The sequence below is a fragment of the Autumnicola psychrophila genome (genome assembly GCF_031846645.1).
Classification (GTDB): Bacteria; Bacteroidota; Bacteroidia; order Flavobacteriales; family Flavobacteriaceae; genus Autumnicola; species Autumnicola psychrophila.
Genome location: NZ_JAVRHN010000004.1, coordinates 265,364 through 283,402 on the forward strand (window position 1 = coordinate 265,364; position 18,039 = coordinate 283,402).

An 18,039-nucleotide genomic window follows, 5' to 3' on the forward strand; every position below is an offset into this window, starting at 1 on the left:
GTCTAAATTTATGCAGTTCGCTATAATATCGTATCTTTGAATAACAGAATTTTGCTATGAGTACAGACACTATCGCACCCATAAAAACTAAGCCACAAGCCAAACCAAAATGGTTAAGAGTTAAACTTCCAACAGGTAAAAAATATACTGAGCTACGTAATTTAGTGGATAAGTATGATTTACACACTATTTGCACCTCGGGAAGCTGTCCTAACATGGGGGAATGCTGGAGCGAGGGGACAGCAACCTTCATGATTCTTGGGAATGTCTGTACACGCTCCTGTGGATTCTGTGGAGTAAAAACCGGAAGACCAGATACCGTAGAATGGGATGAGCCTGAAAAAGTGGCCCGTTCTATTAAACTTATGAAGATAAAACATGCGGTAGTTACAAGTGTAGATCGTGATGATTTGAAAGATATGGGTTCTATTATTTGGGCTGAAACCGTAAAGGCAATACGCAGGATGAATCCTGAAACCACCTTAGAAACCCTTATTCCAGATTTTCAAGGAAATGAAAGGAATTTGGATCGTATTATAGAAGTAATGCCAGAGGTTGTTTCACACAACATGGAAACCGTAAAGAGATTGACTCGTGAAGTAAGAATTCAGGCAAAATACGAACGCAGTCTGGAGGTTCTGAGGTATCTTAAAGATCAGGGAATCAACCGCACCAAATCTGGAATTATGCTAGGTCTTGGCGAGCAGGAAGAAGAAGTTATCCAAACGCTGCATGACCTTAGAAATGTTGGTGTGGATGTAGTGACTATTGGACAGTATTTACAGCCCAGTAAAAAACACCTTCCTGTTAAACAATTTATCACTCCAGATCAGTTTAAAAAGTACGAAGCCATAGGATTGGATTTAGGATTTCGCCACGTCGAAAGCAGTGCGTTAGTTCGTTCTTCCTATAAAGCACAAAAGCATATTAATTAATTGCATTTTATTAATCTATGGCGCTACCGGCAAATATTGCCATTAACGGGTTTGGCAGGATAGGTCGTAATTTTTTTCGACTTCTCATTAACCATCCCGATTATAACGTGGTGGCAATAAATGATGTTGCCGATGCTGAAACGCTTACCCATTTACTTAAATACGATAGCATCCACGGCAAACTTTCCGAAGAAGTTATAGGAGAGAATTCTACAATTACCATAAAAGATAAGTCTACAGCCGTTCTGAATTATTCCCATCCCCGGGATATTCCGTGGGATATATATGATGTGGATTATGTGGTTGAATGTTCCGGAAAATTTAAGTCTACTAAAGACCTTAGAGAGCACCTGAAACCAGGAGTTAAAAAAGTTATTCTTTCTGTTCCCCCCGAGGATTCAGCGATTAAAATGATCGTGTTGGGAGTAAATGAGCATATCCTCGACGGAACAGAAAAAATTATTTCCAATGCCTCCTGCACAACAAACAATGCTGCTCCTATGCTTAAACTCATTCATGAAAATTTTGAAGTTGACCAGGCATATATAACTACCGTACATTCCTTTACATCAGACCAAAGTCTTCATGACCAACCCCACCGGGATCTTAGACGCGGCCGGGCTGCGACACAATCTATTATTCCTACGACCACGGGCGCGGCAAAAGCTTTAACTTATATTTTTCCTGATCTAAACAAGGTAATTGGAGGCTGCGGAATAAGAGTTCCCGTGCCTAATGGTTCTTTAACAGATATGACGCTGAATATAAAAAAAGAAACTACCATCCAGCAGGTAAATGAAGTTTTTCGTGCTGCTTCTGAAACGAATCTTAAAGGAATTTTGAATTACACTGAAGATCCTATTGTTTCAGTGGATATTTTGGGAAATAGCGCATCCTGTGTATTTGATTCGCAAATGACTTCAGTAATTGGCGGAAAAATGGTAAAATTGATTGGCTGGTATGACAATGAAACAGGATATTCTAACAGACTTTTAGATTTAATTGCAATGATTAATGATAAATAACTATATTTAACTCCTTTAAGTTGCTACCTACAAGCCCAAATGAAGAACTTAAGCATTTTAATTCTCTTTTCTTTCTTTTATACCTCCACCTTTGCCCATCAGGATCAGGAAGTAAAAAATGAAGACGAAATAAGTGAGCAGATTCAGCAATTGCTTAGCGGAGCTGAATCCTCTATCTTACAATATAATTTTGATGCTGCAATTAGAAAACTGGATTCTTCCATGGTTCTTTCTAAGAGCATCAACCACAAAAGATACATTGCTTTATCCAGTAACATCCTTGCTAACTTACGGTACATAAAGCACGAATATGAAAGTTCAAATAAGCACATAAAGAGGGCAATTGCAATTCAGGAGGAAATTGGGGACGAAATTGGCCTTGCCTATAGTTATATCCAATACGCAAAAACACTAGACCTTCAAAAAAAATATTCAGAAGCTGAGGACTATTTGGATCTTGCGGAAAAAATATATACCAATAATAATAACAGAGAACAGCTCGGCCTTGTCGCGCTCAACCGGGGAATTGTTGAACTCCACCACGAAAATGATTATAGAAAAGCATTAACATATTTTAATAATGCGGAGATTTACCTCAGCAACAGTGAAAATGAATATGAGAAGAGTCGCCTGGATTATTATAAGTCTTCTGCTCATTTATCTCTTGGAAATTTAAATGAAGCTGAAGAAAGTGCAAAAAGAGCCCTGGCTATCGCTAATAAAAACAGCTTTGCAGGAATAATTATTAGCGGCAACAGAAAATTAAGTGTTATAAATGAAGCCAAAGACCAGCCAGAAGCAGCACTTGCTTACTTAAAAACCAGTTATAGGACTAAGGATTCCGTATACGATTTAAACGAAGCAGAATTGGGCCGTGAAGCAAATAGCAGATATGGACAGGACGCATTAAAAAATACCCTAAGCGCTTTAACCCTTCAAAATGCTGAACAGGAAAAATCGCTTAAAGTTAACAAACTCACTACTATTTTGAGTGTAGCACTCATTACTATCCTATCGCTTTTAACATTATCATTATACAAAAACAATAATCTTAGAGCACGCGCTAACGACTTGCTGCAAAAAAAGAATTCTGAGCTTACGCTTGCCAAAGAGAATGCTGAAAAAGCATCCCTTGCAAAAGCGCAATTTTTGAGCACAATAACACACGAGCTTCGGACGCCATTATACGCTGTTACCGGCCTAACCCATTTACTGCTGGAAGAAAGTCCTACAGAGAATCAAAAGGAACACCTTAATTCTCTTAAATTTTCGGGAGAGTACCTGCTTTCTTTGATAAATAACATTCTGGACTTAAACAAACTGGAAGCCAATAAAGTTGAAGTAATGCAAACGACCTTCAATTTAAAAAGAAGGATATCAGATGTTCTTGTCGCTTTAAAAAATTCCGCAGACGAAAAAAACACGGTTATACACCTGGACTTTGATAAATCTATTCCGTCTAAGCTCAAGGGCGATCCACTTAAGATTTCCCAAATCCTTATCAATTTAATAGGTAACTCAATAAAATTTACTGAAAACGGAGATATTTGGATCAATGTATTGAAATTGAAACAAGTAGAAAAAACAGTTTACCTCGCTTTTGAGATTAAAGATAATGGTGAAGGCATTAGCAAAGAAAAGCAGAAGGCAATCTTTGAGAACTTTACCCAGGGATCTACCGAGATAAATAGAAAATTTGGAGGAACAGGTCTTGGTTTATCCATTGTAAAAAATCTTTTGAGCTTATTGAACAGTGAAATTAGAGTAGAAAGCGACTTAGGAAAAGGTTCTAAATTCATCTTCGATTTAAAATTTGAAGCCCTGGAAAATCCAGCATTAGGACAATCTGAAAATTTAAAGGAAGAAAAGCCGGTAGTACTCTCCAACGACATAATGATGGACAAGCGTATTTTGATTGTTGAGGACAATAAAATTAATCAAATGATTACCAGAAAGATCCTGGAGAAGAATAAGGTTATTTGTGATGTAGCCGATAATGGAACCATTGCGATTGAAAAAGTACACAATAATCACTTTGATCTCATCCTGATGGATATCCATATGCCCGGGATAAGTGGAATTGAAGCCACTATTGAGATAAGGAAGTTCAATGAAACTATACCAATCATTGCCCTTACAGCAGTCACGCTCGATGAAAACCTGGATGAATTTTACCTAAATGGATTTAATGACATTATCCCAAAACCATATAAAACAGAAGAATTCTTCAACAAAATTAACAAATACCTCGCTGCAAATGCAGAAAGCACAGTATAAGGTTTTATAGAGAGGACCTTTAAAGACATAAGAATTGATGCGGCTTATTAAATAATACAGTCAAAAATTATTTTAATACTAAGGTATAATTGCACCTCATTCTGTTTTTACAAAATTTAATATCAAATCATTAAAATCTTTTTCTCCCTCAATAAATTTTGTCTCGATTGGCAGGTAAAATAATTTTGAGGGTAAAAGCCGTTCCTTTAGTCTCACAAAATCTTTTTCTGTAGCCAGAACCAGGTTTTCCTTTAATAATTGTTGTATTTCATCTTCTGCAAAATGATGATGATCTGGAAATTTTCGATGCTGGAAATTTAGATCTTTATCCTTCAAATAATCTACCAGCGGCTTTGGATTTGCAATTCCTGTGACCAGCACAAAATCTTTTCCTTTTAACTCATCTAAGGCTACTTTAGAGTTTTCTGAAGTAATTTTTTCAGCATAAGAAATATAGCTAAAGAGCAGTTTCTGATTTTTATTCAGTTTAAGAGCTGCCCTTATTTGTTCCATCTCTGCCGTTTCAATATTGGGCGGACATTTAGTTACCACCACGATATTTGCCCTTTTTGCACCTTCTCTGGATTCACGCAAATTCCCGGCAGGCAATATTAAATCTGAAGCATAGAGATTGTTATAAGAAGTGAGCAAGATATTAAGTCCTGCCTGCACTTTACGGTGTTGAAAAGCGTCGTCCAGCAAAATAACCTCAGCCTGCTCCCCAACCAATTGAGCAATTCCGTTTCTTCTGTCTGCATCTACAGCTATAATAGCATCTGGAAATTTCCTTTTGAACTGAAGTGGCTCGTCCCCCACTTCTGCCGCAGTTTCTTTGCCCGATAATTGCCAAAATCCGCTGGTCTTTCTTTTATAACCCCGCGAGAGCGTGGCAACACGATATTCTGAAATAAGAAGTTGTACCAGATACTCGATCATAGGAGATTTCCCTGTACCACCGGTGTTCAGATTTCCCACGCAAATCACCGGAAGATCGTATTTTTCCGATTTTAGTACTCCCTGATCGTAAAGTTCGTTCCTGGCGCGTGTAATCCCATCATATATCAGGGAAAACGGAAAGAGTAATTTTCGAAATATCGCCATGGAACCAAGGTATAATATTTATATTTGAAACGCTTTTACTTAAGCCGATAGTAACTAAATCGGAATCCAAAAATAGGAAATTATGCTTATAAAGGAGATTATACAACACCTGGAAGAATTTGCCCCTCTAAACTATGCTGAAGATTTTGATAATGTAGGATTATTAGTTGGTAATGCTGAAATTAAAGCTACCGGGGCTTTAATAACTCTGGATACGCTTGAAAGCGTAGTGGATGAAGCTATTGCCAAGAATTGCAATCTTATTATCAGCTTCCATCCTATTATTTTCTCCGGGCTTAAAAAATTAAACGGAAAAAATTATGTGGAGCGGACTGTCATAAAGGCAATTCAGCATAATATTGCCATCTACGCGATCCATACTGCACTGGATAATCAGCATAAAGGTGTTAACGACATGATCGCCGAGAAGCTGAACTTAATTAACAGAAAGATTCTAATTCCCCGTAAAAAAAGCATCAGGAAACTCACCACCTTTGTTCCTAATAAAGATGCTGAAGCATTGAGAATTGCACTTTTTGAAGCCGGAGCAGGAAGCATAGGAAATTATGATAATTGTAGTTTTAACCTACGGGGACTGGGTAGTTTTAAACCAAATGATGAAGCCCACCCTACCATTGGAGAAAAAGGTAAACTTCACTTTGAAGAAGAAACGCAAATCGGAGTTACTTTCCCCGTTCATCTGGAATCAAAAGTCCTTCAGACGTTATTTAAGAAGCATCCTTATGAAGAAGTTGCACATGAGATCACAACTCTGGAAAACACACATCAACATCTGGGAATGGGAATGATTGGCGAGCTCGAACAGGAAATTTCCGAAGAAGATTTCCTCAAATCTGTAAAAGAAACCTTTAATGCTGGAGTAGTTCGACATTCTGAATTGCTGGGAAAAACCATAAAAAAAGTAGCAGTGTTAGGCGGTAGTGGAAGTTTTGCTATTGAAAATGCGAAACGTGCCGGAGCAGACATTTATATTACTGCAGATTTGAAGTACCATGACTTCTATAAAGCTGAGAAACAGATAATTTTAGCAGATATTGGTCATTATGAAAGCGAGCAATTCACAAAAAATTTACTATGTTCTTTTCTTAGCAAAAAAATTCGTAATTTTGCACTTATTTTAGCAGATACAAACACCAATCCTATCAAGTATATATAACTATGGCAAAAAAAAACGATGTTACTGTAGAAGAGAAGTTAAGAGCATTGTACGATCTTCAGTTAGTCGATTCCAGAATTGACGAAATTAGAAACGTACGCGGCGAACTTCCTTTAGAAGTTGAAGATTTGGAAGACGAAGTAGCAGGATTGAACACGCGTTTGGAAAAATTAGAAGCCGATATTGAAGTAATCGAGAATGATATCAAAAGTAAGAAGAACCTTATAGATGAGTCAAAAACTGCGATGAAAAAGTATTCTGAGCAACAAAAGAACGTTCGAAATAACCGTGAATTTAATGCTTTGAGCAAAGAAGTAGAGTTTCAGGAACTGGAAATCGAACTTGCCGAGAAAAACATTAAAGAATATAAAGCTCAAATTGAACAGAAAAAAGAGGTTATTGCCAAGACAACAGAGCGTGTTGACGAAAGAAAAAAACATCTTGAACACAAGAAAAATGAGCTAGATGAGATCCTTGCTGAAACTGAGAAGGAAGAGCAGGCCCTTATCGACAAGTCTAAGGAATACGAGCAAAACATTGAAGAACGCCTTGTAAAAGCATACAAAAGAATTAGAACCAACGTTAAAAACGGTCTTGCAATTGTTCCCGTAGAACGTGGTGCTTCAGGAGGTTCCTATTTTACTATTCCGCCGCAGGTAATTATGGAAATTGCAGGTAGAAAAAAGATTATTACAGATGAACATAGTGGGCGAATCCTGGTTGATGAAGAGCTAGCTAAGGAAGAGCAGGAAAAAATGGACGGCCTTTTCAATAGGTTTTAGTTCCATTCTTTAAAAATAGAACACAAAGCTGCCGGAAATCTGGCAGCTTTTTTTGTTTTACACCTTTGAGCATTGGGATTAACATCTGTTTTACAGTATTTACTGTCCAAAAAGTTATATTTAAAGCAAAAAATAATTCGCGCAGTAATTCCCCGAAATAGTACAACTGTGAATTTTAAATCTAAAAAACTATGAGAAGTCTTTTAAGTGTAATCCTAATATTTTTTATGGCCTGCGGAAATCAGGCACAAAAAGAATCTGTTACAAAACCAGAAATTGCCAATGCAGAGCCTATAGAAGTGGCTACTGAAGATGGAATGGCACGTGCTTATTTTGCCAGTGGTTGTTTTTGGTGTGTAGAAGCAATTTACGAAAGTATTGAAGGAGTGGATGAAGCCATTTCAGGTTATGCAGGAGGACACACAAAAAATCCTACATATGAAGAAAGCAACACCGGCAGGACCGGTCATGCCGAAGCTGTAGAAGTTATTTACAATCCTGAAGAGGTCGATTTCAGAACGTTGGTAGAGGTTTACTTTGGATCTCAGGATCCAACACAAGTTAATGGACAGGGACCCGATATAGGTTCCCAATACCGTTCTATTGTTTTTTATCAAAATCAGGAACAAAAAGAAATTATAGACGAAGTGAAATCCCAGGTAGCTCAGAACTACGAAGAACCAATAGCGGCAGAAATTCTTCCGTTTCAAAAATTTTGGGTAGCAGAAGACTATCACCAGGACTACGAACGAAACAATCCTAACAACCCTTATATTCAGAATGTTTCTATTCCAAGACTTAACAGATTCAAAAGCAACTTTCCGGAGATTTTAAAGTCTAATGCTCATTAATTTGCATAGGTAGTTTTTCTCTCAAAATCAACAACAAGAATGTCCCGGGAGACAGGAATTATTTTGTTTTGGCAAGCAGCTCGAGTATCCTGTCTTCTACTTCCTGGTTATTCCATCTGTTGCCGATATTGTCCATTTCCATGACCTCATCCATAATTTTTCGTTGCCTCTCACCTAATGCTAAAGCTTCAGAATAAGGTTTATCTGAAAAAGTTACTCTGGAATACATAGGAATCCAGCTTTCAGGATGTTTTTCTCCCATTCGGTTTTCTATTTTTTTCCGAAGAAGAAAATCGGGATCAGCTGTTTTGCTGCTCATTTCTATAAAATTCCTATAGCTAAGCTCGGCAATAGCATCTGTATTAAGCTTTCTTTCATTCTGATATTCCTCAAAAATCAATTTCCAGTTATCATTATGCTTATGGATTTTTTCAAATAATATCGAAATGTCTTCAAAACCGGCATTCATTCCCTGTCCATAAAAAGGAACAATAGCGTGTGCCGAATCTCCAACCAGAGCCACCTTATCGCCAAATGTCCATGGAAAACATTTAATTGTCACCATTGCACTGGTAGGATTTCTGAAAAAATCACCCTTTAAATTCGAGATTTCATCTTTTATATCCGGAAAATATCTCTCAAAGAAATCATCTGCCTTTTCTTCTGTAGAAATACTTTCAAAAGAAATCTCCCCTTCAAAAGGCATAAAAAGCGTACAGGTAAAACTGCCATCCTGGTTAGGCATGGCTATTAACATGAATTTGCCACGCGGCCAAATATGAAAAGAGGCATTGTCCAGTTTATGGCTACCATCTTTATTTGCGGGTATCCGAAGTTCTTTATAACCTACATCAATAAAATGTTGGGAATAATCAAACCGACTCTGCCGCTGCATCTTGTGACGAATGCGGGAAAAAGCACCATCTGCTCCAAAAATGAGATCAAAATCGTATTCCTCCCACTCTCCTTTTTCCGTTTCCCCGGTATAAAGTTTAGCATTCGGCATATCGATATCCCAAACCTTTTCCTCAAATTGAAACTTTACTCCGGCAGCTTCAGCAAGATCGATCATCTTTCGGTTTAATACTCCGCGGGAAATAGAAAATATGGCTTCTCCTTCTTTACCATATTTCTGAAAGTAAAGTGGTTTATTATTTACATGCATTGCTCTTTTATCCAAAGGAAGAGCGAGTTTTCGAATTTCTGTCTCAATTCCTACTGTTTCCAGAGCTTTCCAGCCCCTGTTAGACATTGCGAGATTTATGGATCTACCTGAAAATTCTACCTTCCTAACATCAGGTCGCCGATCGAAGACAGTAACCTCGTGGCCAAGCTTTTTTAGATATAGGGCCAGCAAAGATCCCACAAGTCCGGAACCGACTACTGCAATACTTTTTTGTTTCTGCATGTATTAAGCTTTGTTATGCGTAACCTGACGGGACAACATATCACCTTGCGAAAATACTCATTATTTATGAATTATAATGAAAGGAAGCCCTGGATGGCATGTTGAGCTAGCGCAAAGCGTTTAATTGACAGAATTTCTAATAAAAACCATAATCCAGTGATAAATTCTTCTTTACCCGCAAAATTTGCCCTAAATTATCAAGAAACTTAAAATACTAAAAAATGGATAAACAAAATTTGGATCAAATGCGAGCGACATTAAGTAAACTTGAAGACATCAAAAACAGTCAGGAAAGCATTATCGATAAGATTAACCATGTTATCACCGATCTGTTCCAAAGCCCGGATAGCGAGCTGGAAAAGTCGATGGAAGCTGCACATCAGAAATCTTCTGACAATGTTGATGCAATACGCGAAGCAATTGACGCGTACGAAATGAAGATCAATAAACTCGAAAACCAAAACTAATTTAAAATAGCATTAACAACTATTTATGCGGGGTATTACTAACTTGGAGTTAGATTTTAATCTTTTTTTAATCTTTAACCTTTTTGATGAAACATATTAATGCTGAAGATATTCGGGAGATGGATAAAATTTTCCGACTCAACCTTATTAACAGTTGTACCGGCTACAAATCTGCTAATCTTATAGCCACAAAATCTAACTCAGGTGCCGCTAATGTAGCAGTATTTAGCTCAGTCACTCATATGGGAAGTAATCCCCCGCTCCTTGGTTTCATAACGAGGCCCAGGGATGTGGCGCGTAACACCTATAACAACATTAAAGAAAATTCATTCTTTACAGTTAATCATATTCAGGAAAATATGATTGAAAGCGCGCACCAGACTGCGGCAAAATACGAGGAAGAAATATCTGAATTCCAAAAAACAGGACTTGAAGAAGAGTATCTGGATGAATTTTTTGCTCCTTATGTAAAACAGTCCGCTGTTAAACTGGGTTGTAAATATTTAAATGAATATGCAATTAAAGAGAACGGTACCACTTTAATCATTGGTGCGATTGAGCATGTTTATTTTGATGAAAGCATCCAGGCTCCAGATGGATGGTTGCGGTTAGATGATGCCAGTACTGTGGCAGTTAATGGACTTGATGGATACGCATTGCCAACACTCCTGGATCGCTTCCATTATGCCCGTCCGGGACAGGAAATCAAATCCTTCTTTAAAAAAGAGGATTAGTTTTTCATATCAAAAAGGAAAAAATATTATGCTTCATCTTGAGGGAAATCAGTTAAACCCACGAAATGGAACAGATTGAAACAAAGGCTAAAGTGAAATGGAGTTAAACCGTAGTTAAAGCTTAATTAATCCTGCTTTCTATTTCCTAAATTCGTGAAAGCTAGCAACATTAGTTATACCTAAAATTTTGATTATGAAAGATTTAATTTGGCTTATCATCCTATTGCTGGTCATCGGCTGGCTACTGGGGCTTTTTGCTTTTGACCTTGGTCAATTTATTCACGTCCTGATTGTTCTGGCCGTTTTTCTTCTCTTGTATAAATTACTAACCGGTCGTAGACTTTAGGAGTATAACCCTTTGATTTCTCAAAGGGTTTTTTATTTTTAAAAATCATCGCAGCAAATATGTGGAGCTTAAAAAATAAAAAAGCGGTTATTACCGGAGGAACAAAAGGTATTGGTAAAGCTGCTGTTATAAATTTTGTAGCGTTGGGAGCAGAAGTTCTTTTCACGGCAAGAAATATCGAAGAAGTTAAAAATCTCGAGGAATCATTGAGGAGTGAGGGTTACAAGGCTAAAGGTTTCGTTTCAGATTCAAGTGTTAAAAAGGACCAGCTGGAATTACAGGAATGGCTGGAGAAGAACTGGGGTGTTGTAGACATATTGGTTAATAATGCCGGAATAAATATTAGAAAAAAAGCCGGGGAATATTCTGAAGAAGAACATCGGAAAGTTCTTGAAATTAACCTCATTGCTCCTTTTGAGCTCAGTCGTAAATTGTATCCGCTTTTAAAGAAATCAGGGAAAGTCACCATTATTAACGTCGCTTCTTCTGCAGCCACACAAGATGTAGGCACAGGTACTCCATATGCGATGTCCAAAGCAGGTTTACTGCAGCAAACACGTAGCCTGGCAGTAGAATGGGCTGATGACGGAATAAGGGTTAATGCTGTTTCTCCATGGTTCACTGAGACCCCGCTTACCCGGGGTTATCTTACGCAAAAAGATAAAATGAATCCTATTATTAACCGCACTCCTTTAAAAAGAGTAGCACAGGCAAAAGAAATCTCTTCTATAATTGCTTTTCTAGCAATGGAAAAATCATCTTATATCACCGGCCAGAATATAGTTGCCGACGGTGGCATGAGCATAAATGCAATATAACAATTGAATTTTGTACATTTAGTGTAATCTAATTCCGAAATGCGCCGGAAGATTAAATTCCCTATAATATGAAAAAGATATTCTTCCTTTCTGTTCTAGCCATGGCTGTATGTAGCTGTAATCAGAATACTAATAATTCAAATATTACAAGCAATTCCTCATCTGAAGAAGTAAAAGATTTGCCGCAAGAAATTGCAAATGCAAATGGTTTGCAGTCCTTCGATAATGTTGAAAAGCTCAATTTCACATTTAATGTAAAGGTTCAGGATAATTTAAGATCTCAAAGAAGCTGGGAATGGCACCCAAAAACCAATGAAATCAGTTTAACAGAGAACGGTACGACAAGTAGCTATACCCAGGATGAGGATTTGACTGAAGACGAGAAAAAAATAGATCAAAAATTTATAAATGATACTTACTGGCTGTTATTCCCTTACCAGCTGGTCTGGTCTGATGCAGAGATTACAGAAGAAAAAGATGCAACAGCTCCCATAAGTGGCAATACAATGGACAAGCTAGTTGTTTCCTATTCAAGTGACGGCGGTTATACTCCAGGTGATACTTATGATATTTATTACAACGACGATTTAATGGTCCAGGAATGGGTTTATAAATCTGCCGATGGTAAACGCGAAATGCCTACCACCTGGGAGGACTATCAGGACTATAATGGGATGAAAATTGCCAAATCTCATAAGTCACCTGATGGTAGCTTTGAGCTCTACTTCTCAGATATCGCTGTGGAATAGATCTTATAAAAGACAGAGCCTTAAAAAGACAATTATCGATATTAATTTATTGCTTTTTATTCAGAATCCCCTGTTTTAATACCTGTCCAAAGCAAAAAACATCTAAAAATGAACAATAAAATGGTGCAGGAGCCAACCTTATGACGTTGGGTTCACGCCAGTCCACAAAAACGCCATTTTTCATAAGATAATTGAAGATTTCTTTGCCTTCACCATGTAGAAATACCGAAATTTGAGTTCCCCTTTCCGACTGGTCCGAAGGAGTGATAATTTCAAAAGAACTTTCTACTTCTTTATCTATTTCTTGCAGTACAAATTCCAGATAAGCGACAATTTTATTCCGTTTTTGGATAAGAGCCGGCATTCCAACCTCATCAAACATCTCCAGGGAAGCCAGATAAGGAGCAAGTGCCAAAACCGGAGCATTACTAATTTGCCATGCATTTGCATCGGGTTCCGGTTGAAATTCAGGTTCCATTAAGAACCGTCTTTCCTTATTGTGTCCCCACCAGCCTTCGAAACGGGGTAAATCTTTGCGATTATGATATTTTTCATTAATGTAGCACCCGGAAGCATTTCCAGGACCGGAATTCATGTATTTATAACTACACCAGGCGGCAAAATCCACCTTCCAGTCATTCAATTTAAGCTCGACATTTCCAGCCGCATGAGCCAGATCCCAACCTACAAAAGAGCCAATATCGTGTCCTGCTTTAGTGATTTCTTTTATATCAAAAAACTGCCCGGAGTAATAATTTACTCCTCCAATCAAAATTAAAGCACACTCCTCTCCTACTTCTCTAATTGTTTGAAGAACATCTTCAGTCCTAAAATGGTTCTCACCCTCGCGTTTCTTTACTTCCACAATAACTTCGGAAGGCTCATAACCATGAAATCGCACCTGACTTGCCAACATATACTGGTCACTTGGGAAAGCTTTTTCTTCACAGATAATCTTACATCTATTTCCTGATGGCCTGTAGAAGGAGACCATTAATAAATGAAGGTTTACTGTAAGCGTATTCATCACCGTAATTTCTGAAGGCTTTGCGCCCACGACTTTGGAAAGCTTTTCTGAAAAACGTTCATGATAGTCCCACCAGGATTTTTCGGCTTTAAAATGACCTTCCACAGCCAGTTCTGCCCAATCCTGCATTACCTCATCTACATACTTTTTTGCGGATCTTGGCTGTAGGCCAAGTGAATTTCCCACAAAATAAACAACTTCTTTCCCATCTACTTCAGGAAAGATAAAGTGCTCTCTGTATTTAGCAAGATCATCTTCAGCATCTAACTTTAGAGCAAATTCCCTGTTATTTTCAAATTGCATAGCATCTTTTTTTGTGTAAAAATACAATTTACCAAAGAGAATAATTGGTAAAATTTGCCTGTCAAAATTATTTAGATTTGTAAGAAAGTAAAGCAATGAATTTTCTGCCCGATAAAATCGATAACTACATAATTGCCAATTCTCAAAAAGAACCTGAGTTTCTTGCAAAGCTTAATCGCGAGACAAATCAAAAAATACTACAGCCGCGTATGTTAAGCGGACATTACCAGGGGCGGTTACTAAGTATGCTGTCTAAGATCATTCGCCCAAAAACTATTCTTGAAATTGGAACCTTCACTGGTTATTCTGCTTTGTGCCTGGCAGAAGGACTGGCAGAGAATGGGACAATTCATACAATTGATGTAAATGAAGAGCTATATGATTTTCAGAAGAAATATTTTGAAGCATCTGATTACAGCAATAATATTCAGCAATATCTCGGGGATGCCCTGGAAATAATTCCGCAGATCAATAAAAAATTCGATCTGGTTTTTATAGATGCAGATAAGCCAAACTACCCGGCATATTTCGATTTGATCATTAACAAAATGAATCCAGGAGGAGTTATTTTATCTGATAATGTATTGTGGAGCGGAAAAGTCGTCGAAGAATTAAAATCAGATGATGAATCTACAAAAGCGCTGTTGATGTATAACGAAATGCTGGCTAATGATACCCGCGTGGAGACAATTATACTTCCTATAAGGGATGGACTTACCTTAACCAGGAAGAAATAGAATAACTATTTTAAGCTGCAATTCTATAAAGCAAAACGCTTACCTGATCTTTGGTAAACCCAAAAGAAAATAAAGGCCATTATTATGCCTACACACGCACCCACGAAAATATCTGAAGGATAATGGACTCCCACGAAAATTCTGCTCAGCACAAAAATTAGAGGCCATATATAGGCAAGAAAAATCCACGCCGACTTTTCTTTTAGCACCAACACGATAAAAGTCACGGCTGCAAAAGAAGTAGAGGCATGTCCAGAGAAGAAACTATAGTTAGTAGGTTCCTGAAGGATACGTATAATTTCTATAAGGTCTGGATTATTATTGGGCCGTAATCTAATAGCAATCCCCTTTACCAGATTTGTGAATGCCAGAGTAGTTCCAACTGTGGCAAGCAGAAAAAGTGAAGCCATTAATCCTTTTCTCCAATGAAAAGCGATAAAAAAAAGGATAAAAAACAGAATGTGTAGCGGAATCCAATTCTCTGGTTGGGTAACAAATATCCAGAAGTTGTCGTGAGATTCAATTCCTAAGCTATTCAGATAAACAAAGAGTTCCCTGTCCCATGTTTGTAGCTTATCCCACATGCTTTTCTACAGAGTAATTATAATTTGCGCCTTACAGAGCCGGTGATCTCATCGATATCTTCCCGTACCTTATCTATTTCACCTTTAATATCGTTAGACATATTTTTATCTATCCCCTGCTTTTCTGCACTTCGTTGGATTTCACCTTTAATATCATTGGAAGCATTACGGAGGGTCTTCATTCCTTTCCCTAAACCACGGGCAATTTCCGGAATTTTGTCTGCTCCAAAAACCATGACAAGGATGAACATAATAAAGGCGATTTCAGCACCGCTAATAAATAATGGTAGTAATAACATAGCACACAAATATATATACAAATATGACCAAAAAAAAAGCCGACTCGTTAAAGTCGGCTTAATATTTTAAGTTAAAATTTTTACTCTGCGTTTTCCTTAAATTGTTCAAATTGGTTCTTTGTCTCCGTCTCTGGCCAAACATTGTTGGACAGATCAACATCTGCAGTTTCCAGATCTGGATCAATGGTGATTTTTACAATTTCTTTGTCCGTAGCAATTGCTTTACTAACCCGATCATCATTTTTCCTCCAGATTTGAGCAGGATAAGTAACTTTCTCTGCAGTACCATCGGCATATTCATACTCCACAATAAGTGGCATTACTAAACCTCCCGGTTTTTCAAAAACAATTTGATAAAAGTATTTAGGTGCTTTAAGGTTACGGCGCTCCTCTTCAGAAAAATTATCCATGAGATATTCCTTAAGGGAAGGTGCATTTTCCAATACAGATTTTCCCTTCATACTTTCTTCAAAACCTTCGCCACCTTCTTCCACTACATAAAGCGCATCAATATCATCGGGATTGGATATACCCTGACTTCGTAGAAACTCCACAGCCTTCTCTGTTGGTTTATCTGTCACAAAAAGCTTCTGAACCTGCTCAATTCCAATATCTACATTATCGGTTCCATAGAACCAGCCGTTCCAGAACCAATCCAGATCTACACCTGAAGCATCTTCCATAGTTCTAAAAAAATCTTCAGGAGTTGGATGTTTAAACATCCACCTTTGAGCATACGTAGCATATGCATAATCAAATAACTCCCGCCCCATTACGGTCTCCCTAAGAATATTAAGTGCTGTCGCAGGCTTTCCATAAGCATTATTACCAAGTTGGTGCACTTGTTCAGGATTGGACATAATTGGAGCAATAAATTGCTGATTCCCCTTCATATAAGGAATTATTTTAGAAGGTATGCCTCTTCTGGAAGGATACTCCTCCAATGGCGTTATAGCTTCCGGATATTCTTCAGCAAATTTTTGCTCTGCCAGAAACTGTGTAAAAGTATTTAGACCTTCATCCATCCAGCCCCACTGGCGCTCATCACTATTCACGATCATCGGGAAATAATTATGCCCTACTTCATGAATAATTACACTTATCATCCCAAATTTTACACGATCGCTATATTCACCATTTTCATCTGGCCGTCCATAATTCCAGCAAATCATTGGATATTCCATACCCTGATTCTTTGCGTGTACTGAAACTGCTTTATGGTAAGGATACTGGAAAGTATAATTTGAATAACTCTTTAAGGTACTGGCAACTGCTCTTGTTGACCACTGTTCCCAAAGCGGATTCCCTTCTTTAGGATAAACAGAAACTGCCATAACATCTTTCCCCATCACATCTACAGCCATCATATCCAACAGGAACTTTCTTGATGTAGAGAAAGCAAAATCCCTCACCATATCAGCTTTATAGGTCCAGGTCTTTGTTTTACTGGTTTTTCCCTGCTCAGCCTTTTCTGCCTCCTCCTGAGTAACAATCATTACAGGCTCATCATAAGATTTTTTTGCCTGCTCATACCGGTTCATCATTTCACGAGAATACACTTGTTTTCTATTCTGAAGTTCGCCGGTAGCCTCCATGATATGATCTGCAGGAACTGTAATATTTACTTCGTAGTCTCCAAACGGAAGTGCAAACTCCCCGCTTCCCCAAAACTGCATATTTTGCCAGCCTTCTACGTCGTTATAAACTGCCATTCTGGGAAAAAACTGAGCGATTACATAGGCCCTATTGTCATCTTCAGGAAAGTATTCGTATCCTGAACGTGCTCTGTTAGTAACATGGTTATTAATGTTATACCACCATTTAATGGTGAAAGTATAGTTATCTCCAGATTTTAAAGGCTCGGAAAGATCTATCCGCATCATGGTCTCATTGATGGTATAATCCAACGGTTGTCCGTTTCTGGATACTTCTTCAATGTTAAAACCACCATCAAAAGGCTCTTCAAGGTATTGACTAACAAAACGACCCGGAGTAGAAACAGGTGTCATTCCACTTGGATCCTTCTCGAGGGCAGGTGCATCCTTTTTTCGAATGTTTTGATCCAGCTGCACCCATAAATACGATAATTCCTCCGGAGAATTGTTATGGTAAGTGATGACTTCCTCTCCATCTAATCTCGTATTTTCATCATCCAGCACTATATCCATTTTATAGTCTGCCTGATTTTGATAATAAGCAGGACCCGGAGCTCCCGATGCAGCACGGTATTGATTGGGGGTTGAAAAAATCTGGTAAAGTTGTCTAAATTTGTTCTCATTTATATGCCCCTCCTGTCGCTGCGGCTCCTGACCTTCGCCATTGTTCTCCTGAGCATTAACTCCGGCAAACAGGAACATCGCAAAAACTGAACATACTAATCTCATTGTTCTCATTAAGTAATTTTTAATTTAAAGATTGC

The 18,039-nt window shown here is 38.0% G+C and carries 18 protein-coding genes; 12 read left to right on the plus strand and 6 right to left on the minus strand.

What is annotated here, in order from left to right; genetic code table 11:
• The first annotated feature begins 56 nt into the window (after positions 1 to 56).
• Genes lipA through RM541_RS07045 form a run of 3 tightly spaced genes read left to right on the plus strand, consistent with a single transcriptional unit; the run spans position 57 to position 4,237 of the window.
• Positions 57 to 935 (plus strand): lipoyl synthase, encoded by an 879-nt coding sequence (lipA, locus tag RM541_RS07035; protein ID WP_311499510.1) that lies wholly within the window; start codon positions 57 to 59, stop codon positions 933 to 935.
• A 17-nt stretch (positions 936 to 952) separates the two neighbouring features.
• Entirely contained in the window at positions 953 to 1,960 is a 1,008-nt protein-coding gene (gene gap / locus RM541_RS07040) for a type I glyceraldehyde-3-phosphate dehydrogenase (RefSeq protein ID WP_311499511.1), read from the plus strand.
• A 39-nt stretch (positions 1,961 to 1,999) separates the two neighbouring features.
• The gene (locus RM541_RS07045) at positions 2,000 to 4,237 is read left to right on the plus strand and encodes a tetratricopeptide repeat-containing hybrid sensor histidine kinase/response regulator (protein ID WP_311499512.1); all 2,238 of its coding nucleotides are present in this window, start codon (positions 2,000 to 2,002) and stop codon (positions 4,235 to 4,237) included.
• A gap of 96 nt (positions 4,238 to 4,333) precedes the next feature.
• Here the strand turns inward: RM541_RS07045 and lpxK are convergent, their stop codons facing one another.
• A complete protein-coding gene (gene lpxK, locus RM541_RS07050) occupies positions 4,334 to 5,338 on the minus strand; it encodes a tetraacyldisaccharide 4'-kinase (protein ID WP_311499513.1) in 1,005 nt (334 codons plus the stop codon).
• A gap of 82 nt (positions 5,339 to 5,420) precedes the next feature.
• Between lpxK and RM541_RS07055 the strand changes: the two genes are divergently transcribed.
• From RM541_RS07055 to msrA, 3 genes are all read left to right on the plus strand, one after another.
• A complete protein-coding gene (locus RM541_RS07055) occupies positions 5,421 to 6,515 on the plus strand; it encodes a Nif3-like dinuclear metal center hexameric protein (protein ID WP_311499514.1) in 1,095 nt (364 codons plus the stop codon).
• A 2-nt stretch (positions 6,516 to 6,517) separates the two neighbouring features.
• On the plus strand, positions 6,518 to 7,297 hold the full coding sequence (locus tag RM541_RS07060; RefSeq protein ID WP_311494310.1) for a zinc ribbon domain-containing protein: 780 nt from the start codon (positions 6,518 to 6,520) through the stop codon (positions 7,295 to 7,297).
• Between the two features lie 191 nt (positions 7,298 to 7,488).
• Entirely contained in the window at positions 7,489 to 8,148 is a 660-nt protein-coding gene (msrA, locus tag RM541_RS07065; protein WP_311499515.1) for a peptide-methionine (S)-S-oxide reductase MsrA, read from the plus strand.
• Between the two features lie 58 nt (positions 8,149 to 8,206).
• Here the strand turns inward: msrA and RM541_RS07070 are convergent, their stop codons facing one another.
• Positions 8,207 to 9,556, minus strand: a complete 1,350-nt coding sequence (locus RM541_RS07070; RefSeq protein WP_311499516.1) for an FAD-dependent oxidoreductase — start codon at positions 9,554 to 9,556, stop codon at positions 8,207 to 8,209.
• Positions 9,557 to 9,777: 221 nt separating this feature from the next.
• Here RM541_RS07070 and RM541_RS07075 point away from each other — a divergent pair, with 221 nt between their 5' ends.
• The 5 genes from RM541_RS07075 (at position 9,778) to RM541_RS07095 (ending at position 12,670) form a co-directional block, all read left to right on the plus strand.
• Complete coding sequence (locus RM541_RS07075) at positions 9,778 to 10,023, plus strand: hypothetical protein (RefSeq protein WP_311499517.1); 246 nt, start codon at positions 9,778 to 9,780, stop codon at positions 10,021 to 10,023.
• Between the two features lie 86 nt (positions 10,024 to 10,109).
• On the plus strand, positions 10,110 to 10,757 hold the full coding sequence (locus RM541_RS07080; RefSeq protein WP_311499518.1) for a flavin reductase family protein: 648 nt from the start codon (positions 10,110 to 10,112) through the stop codon (positions 10,755 to 10,757).
• Positions 10,758 to 10,950: 193 nt separating this feature from the next.
• A complete protein-coding gene (locus tag RM541_RS07085) occupies positions 10,951 to 11,103 on the plus strand; it encodes a lmo0937 family membrane protein (protein WP_311494315.1) in 153 nt (50 codons plus the stop codon).
• Between the two features lie 59 nt (positions 11,104 to 11,162).
• Entirely contained in the window at positions 11,163 to 11,921 is a 759-nt protein-coding gene (locus RM541_RS07090; RefSeq protein ID WP_311499519.1) for an SDR family oxidoreductase, read from the plus strand.
• A 68-nt stretch (positions 11,922 to 11,989) separates the two neighbouring features.
• On the plus strand, positions 11,990 to 12,670 hold the full coding sequence (locus RM541_RS07095; RefSeq protein ID WP_311499520.1) for a hypothetical protein: 681 nt from the start codon (positions 11,990 to 11,992) through the stop codon (positions 12,668 to 12,670).
• 46 nt (positions 12,671 to 12,716) lie between these two features.
• Here the strand turns inward: RM541_RS07095 and kynU are convergent, their stop codons facing one another.
• A complete protein-coding gene (gene kynU, locus RM541_RS07100; protein WP_311499521.1) occupies positions 12,717 to 14,000 on the minus strand; it encodes a kynureninase in 1,284 nt (427 codons plus the stop codon).
• A gap of 95 nt (positions 14,001 to 14,095) precedes the next feature.
• Here kynU and RM541_RS07105 point away from each other — a divergent pair, with 95 nt between their 5' ends.
• Positions 14,096 to 14,737, plus strand: a complete 642-nt coding sequence (locus RM541_RS07105; RefSeq protein ID WP_311499522.1) for an O-methyltransferase — start codon at positions 14,096 to 14,098, stop codon at positions 14,735 to 14,737.
• Positions 14,738 to 14,760: 23 nt separating this feature from the next.
• Here the strand turns inward: RM541_RS07105 and RM541_RS07110 are convergent, their stop codons facing one another.
• The 3 genes from RM541_RS07110 to RM541_RS07120 form a co-directional block, all read right to left on the minus strand.
• Entirely contained in the window at positions 14,761 to 15,321 is a 561-nt protein-coding gene (locus tag RM541_RS07110) for a phosphatase PAP2 family protein (RefSeq protein WP_311499523.1), read from the minus strand.
• 17 nt (positions 15,322 to 15,338) lie between these two features.
• A complete protein-coding gene (locus tag RM541_RS07115; protein ID WP_311499524.1) occupies positions 15,339 to 15,620 on the minus strand; it encodes a Sec-independent protein translocase subunit TatA/TatB in 282 nt (93 codons plus the stop codon).
• An 80-nt stretch (positions 15,621 to 15,700) separates the two neighbouring features.
• Complete coding sequence (locus RM541_RS07120; RefSeq protein ID WP_311499525.1) at positions 15,701 to 18,013, minus strand: M1 family metallopeptidase; 2,313 nt, start codon at positions 18,011 to 18,013, stop codon at positions 15,701 to 15,703.
• Between the last annotated feature and the right edge of the window lie 26 nt (positions 18,014 to 18,039).

Bases quoted from the DNA above. Each gene is read 5' to 3' on its own strand.
- kynU (WP_311499521.1), bottom strand. From the start codon at position 14,000: ATGCAATTTGAAAATAACAGGGAATTTGCTCTAAAGTTAGATGCTGAA.
- RM541_RS07090 (WP_311499519.1), top strand. From the start codon at position 11,163: ATGTGGAGCTTAAAAAATAAAAAAGCGGTTATTACCGGAGGAACAAAA.
- lpxK (WP_311499513.1), bottom strand. From the start codon at position 5,338: ATGGCGATATTTCGAAAATTACTCTTTCCGTTTTCCCTGATATATGAT.
- RM541_RS07120 (WP_311499525.1), bottom strand. From the start codon at position 18,013: ATGAGAACAATGAGATTAGTATGTTCAGTTTTTGCGATGTTCCTGTTT.
- RM541_RS07095 (WP_311499520.1), top strand. From the start codon at position 11,990: ATGAAAAAGATATTCTTCCTTTCTGTTCTAGCCATGGCTGTATGTAGC.
- RM541_RS07045 (WP_311499512.1), top strand. From the start codon at position 2,000: ATGAAGAACTTAAGCATTTTAATTCTCTTTTCTTTCTTTTATACCTCC.
- RM541_RS07110 (WP_311499523.1), bottom strand. From the start codon at position 15,321: ATGTGGGATAAGCTACAAACATGGGACAGGGAACTCTTTGTTTATCTG.
- msrA (WP_311499515.1), top strand. From the start codon at position 7,489: ATGAGAAGTCTTTTAAGTGTAATCCTAATATTTTTTATGGCCTGCGGA.
- RM541_RS07060 (WP_311494310.1), top strand. From the start codon at position 6,518: ATGGCAAAAAAAAACGATGTTACTGTAGAAGAGAAGTTAAGAGCATTG.
- lipA (WP_311499510.1), top strand. From the start codon at position 57: ATGAGTACAGACACTATCGCACCCATAAAAACTAAGCCACAAGCCAAA.
- RM541_RS07055 (WP_311499514.1), top strand. From the start codon at position 5,421: ATGCTTATAAAGGAGATTATACAACACCTGGAAGAATTTGCCCCTCTA.
- gap (WP_311499511.1), top strand. From the start codon at position 953: ATGGCGCTACCGGCAAATATTGCCATTAACGGGTTTGGCAGGATAGGT.
- RM541_RS07075 (WP_311499517.1), top strand. From the start codon at position 9,778: ATGGATAAACAAAATTTGGATCAAATGCGAGCGACATTAAGTAAACTT.
- RM541_RS07105 (WP_311499522.1), top strand. From the start codon at position 14,096: ATGAATTTTCTGCCCGATAAAATCGATAACTACATAATTGCCAATTCT.
- RM541_RS07070 (WP_311499516.1), bottom strand. From the start codon at position 9,556: ATGCAGAAACAAAAAAGTATTGCAGTAGTCGGTTCCGGACTTGTGGGA.
- RM541_RS07085 (WP_311494315.1), top strand. From the start codon at position 10,951: ATGAAAGATTTAATTTGGCTTATCATCCTATTGCTGGTCATCGGCTGG.
- RM541_RS07080 (WP_311499518.1), top strand. From the start codon at position 10,110: ATGAAACATATTAATGCTGAAGATATTCGGGAGATGGATAAAATTTTC.
- RM541_RS07115 (WP_311499524.1), bottom strand. From the start codon at position 15,620: ATGTTATTACTACCATTATTTATTAGCGGTGCTGAAATCGCCTTTATT.